The sequence below is a fragment of the Bacteroidota bacterium genome (genome assembly GCA_038746285.1).
Lineage (GTDB): Bacteria > Bacteroidota > Rhodothermia > Rhodothermales > JANQRZ01 > JANQRZ01.
This window is the reverse complement of sequence record JBCDKT010000103.1, coordinates 1-3277: the sequence shown is the minus strand read 5'-3', so window position 1 is coordinate 3277 and position 3277 is coordinate 1. Positions and strand designations below refer to the sequence as shown.

Annotated in this window: 3 protein-coding genes; all 3 read left to right on the top strand. The window is 71.4% G+C overall.

Annotation, left to right across the window (positions count from 1 at the left end):
• On the top strand, positions 1-502 hold a 502-nt coding region (locus AAGI91_17535; protein MEM1044415.1), incomplete at its 5' end, for a chorismate-binding protein.
• Positions 503-608: 106 nt separating this feature from the next.
• A complete protein-coding gene (gene menD / locus AAGI91_17530; protein MEM1044414.1) occupies positions 609-2414 on the top strand; it encodes a 2-succinyl-5-enolpyruvyl-6-hydroxy-3-cyclohexene-1-carboxylic-acid synthase in 1806 nt (601 codons plus the stop codon).
• Complete coding sequence (locus AAGI91_17525) at positions 2411-3145, top strand: alpha/beta fold hydrolase (GenBank protein MEM1044413.1); 735 nt, start codon at positions 2411-2413, stop codon at positions 3143-3145. The genes menD and AAGI91_17525 overlap by 4 nt, the downstream gene beginning before the upstream one ends.
• The last annotated feature ends 132 nt before the right edge of the window (positions 3146-3277 follow it).

Below are 3277 nucleotides of genomic sequence, written 5' to 3'. Positions count from 1 at the left end.
GAGCGAGAAGGACCAGCGCGAGCACGCCTTCGTGCGCGACGCCATCCAGGACGCCCTCCTCACGCTGGCCGACCACGTCTCGGTCGACGCCGAGGCGTCGGCGATGACGCTCGCCCGCGGCCGCCACCTCCGCACCGGCATCCGCGCCACGCTCCGCCCCGAGGCGGGCGTGCTCGACGTGCTCCGCCGCCTTCACCCGACGCCGGCCGTCGGCGGCACGCCGACCGCCAAGGCCCTCGACGCCATCGACCGCCTCGAGCCGTTCGACCGCGGCCTCTACGCGGGAGTGCTCGGCTGGATCGGCCGCGACGCCGACGGCACCGAGGCGGCTGACCTCGCCGTGGGCATCCGCTCGGGCCTGGTCGAGGGGCGCCGGCTGTCGCTCTACTCGGGCGCCGGCATCGTGCCCGGCTCCGACTCCGAGGCGGAGTGGGCCGAGATCGAGCACAAGATCGGAGATTTCGCGCGTGTCCTCGGGCTCACGGACCGCATCGAGGCGTAGGGAGTTCGGGGTTTACAGTTCAGAGTTCGCCAGTTCAGATCGTGGCGATCAACTCTGAACCCCGAACTCTGACCGCGCCAGCGAAGGCGCAGCCAACTCCGAACTCTTGCCCCCGCACCTCGCCTCCGCCCCGAACATCAATCATCTCTGGGCCGCCCTCCTCGTGGAGGAGCTGGTCCGCCAGGGGACGACCTTCTTCGTGGTCTGCCCCGGCTCGCGGAGCACGCCGCTGGCGGTTGCCGTGGCACAGAACCCCCGCGCCGAGGCCCTCGTGCACTGGGACGAGCGGGCGGCTGGGTTCGTGGCGCTCGGGTGGGGACGAGCCAGAGGCTGGCCTGCCGCCGTGGTGACCACCTCGGGGACAGCGGTCGCGAACCTCTTGCCCGCCGCCGTCGAGGCGGACGCGGAGAACGTGCCGCTCCTGCTCCTCACTGCCGACCGGCCGCCGGAGCTGCGCGAGACAGGCGCGAACCAGACCATCCGCCAGCCGCCGATTTTCCAGGACGTCGCGCGGTGGACGCTCGACTGGCCCGTACCGACGCCCGACGTGTCCCCGAGGTGGGTGCTCTCGACGGCGTCGCACGCGGTTCACCGGGCCGCCTCGGGGCTGGTCCACTTGAACCTCCCGTTCCGCGAGCCTCTCGGGGTGCAGCCGGACGGGGTGGACGTGGCAGACGCTCTCAGCGATCTGGCTCGCTGGGGTGCATCGGATGATCCATCCCTGCACACTGAACGTCTCAAACGGTTCACCGCTGACGTCGAACCAAACGAGGTGGACCTCAGCGTGTTGATGGAGCTTGGCGTCGAGCGAGGCCTCGTCGTCGTCGGCGATCTCAAGGGCCGAGAGCAGGCCGCCCCCGGGGCGGTGCGGCTGGCGTCCACTCTTGGTTGGCCTCTGCTCCCCGATGTGCGATCTGGCCTCCGTACCGCGGAGGGATCTCACATCGTTCACTTCGCGGACCTCGCTCTCTCGGCCTCGCTCCCGATGGACTACTGGCCGGAGGCGGTCATTCACCTCGGGGGGCGAATCGTGTCCAAACGCATCGGGCAGTTTCTCGCTGCCGCTCGGCCTGCCACCTACGTCCGGGTCGATGACAGCCCGTACCGAGTCGACCCGGACGCCCTCGTTACACAGCACATCGTCGCCTCTGTGCGCCATGGGACCGCCGCCCTCGCCGGGGCATCGACGTACCAACGTCCTGGGGCAGAGAAGGACGCCTTTCTGCAGAGGTGGCAGACTCTCTCGATCGTTGTTGGCGATGCCGTGGCAACAGGGATTGAGGGTGCTTTTTCCGAGCCCTCCGTCGCTCGGATGACGCTCGGGGCTGCTCTCGAAGGCTATCACCAGGATCGAACGCTCGTCGCCGCCGCCTCGATGCCGGTCCGGGACATCGAGATGTACGCGGAGCCCAGCGGGACGATCAGCCACGTCGAAGCAAACCGGGGCGCGAGTGGCATCGATGGGACAATCGCCACAGCACACGGCGTCGCCAGAGGGCTTCAGGCGCCGGTCGTCGCTCTCGTCGGCGATCTCGCCCTCCTCCACGACCAGACCAGCCTCGCCCTCCTCCGAGGCGGCCCGCCTGTCGTCGTCGTGGTTATCAACAACGACGGGGGGGGCATCTTCCACCGGCTGCCTATCGCCTCGGGGCCGGGCGCCCTCGCCGGCGACACCTTCGAGCGCTTCTTCGGGACGCCCCACGGGCTGACGTTCGAGCACGCCGCCGCGCAGGCCGGGCTCGCGTATCACCAGCCGGATTCCATCGAGGCGTTCGAGCAGGCCCTCGACACAGCCACCGCCTCGGGAGCGTCGGCGCTCATCGAGGTGCGAACGGACCGAGACGAGCAGGCCGCGCTCCGCCGCCGCATCGAGGCGGCCGTCGCCGAGGCGGTCGACGCGGCGCTCGCGTGAGGCCGCCGACGCTGCTCCTCCACGGCTTCCTCGGCTGCGGGGCCGACTGGGACGCCGTCCGCGCCCACCTCCCCGCCTCGTGGGACGTGCGCGCTCCCGACCTCCCCGGCTTCGGAGAGGCCGTCGGGCTCCCCGAGGCGGCCTACACGATGGACGGCGCCGCCGACCGCCTCGGGGCCAGTGTCGGCGGGAAAGCGGATGTCGTCGGCTACTCGATGGGGGGGAGGCTGGCGCTCTTCTTCGCCCTACGCCACCCCGGGCGGGTCCGCCGTCTCGTCCTCGTCTCGGCCTCCCCCGGCCTCCGCACCGAGGCGGAACGGGCCGACCGCCGCCGCCTCGACGCCGAGCGCGCGGCCGCCCTCGCCGCCAACCCCGAGGCGTTCCACCGCGACTGGGTGCAGATGCCGCTGTTCGAGAGCCTCGATCCGGCTCTCCGCGACCGCCTCGTGGCCGACCGCCTCGCGCACGTCGACCCCACCGAGGCGGGCCGCTCGCTGCGGGGCATGGGGACCGGCGCGCAGCCGAGCCTCTGGACGGGACTTTCGCGGATCCCGACGCCCGCGTGGGCCGTAGCCGGCGCACTCGATTCCAAGTTCGTCCGCCTCGCGCGCGAGATGGCCGCCTCGGGGCCGATCACGCCCGTCGTCTTCCCCGAGGCGGGCCACGCTCTTCCGGCCGAGGCGCCCGCCGCTCTCGCCGCCCTCCTGACCGATTTCCTCTCCGATGGCTGAGACCAAAGCGCACCACACGACCGACCGCCCGACCATCACCGGCCCCTTCGTGTGGGAGACGGTCGGCGAGTTCGAGGACATCGTCTACGAGAAGGGCGCCGCCGGCACCAACACGGCCGGCATCGCGCGCGT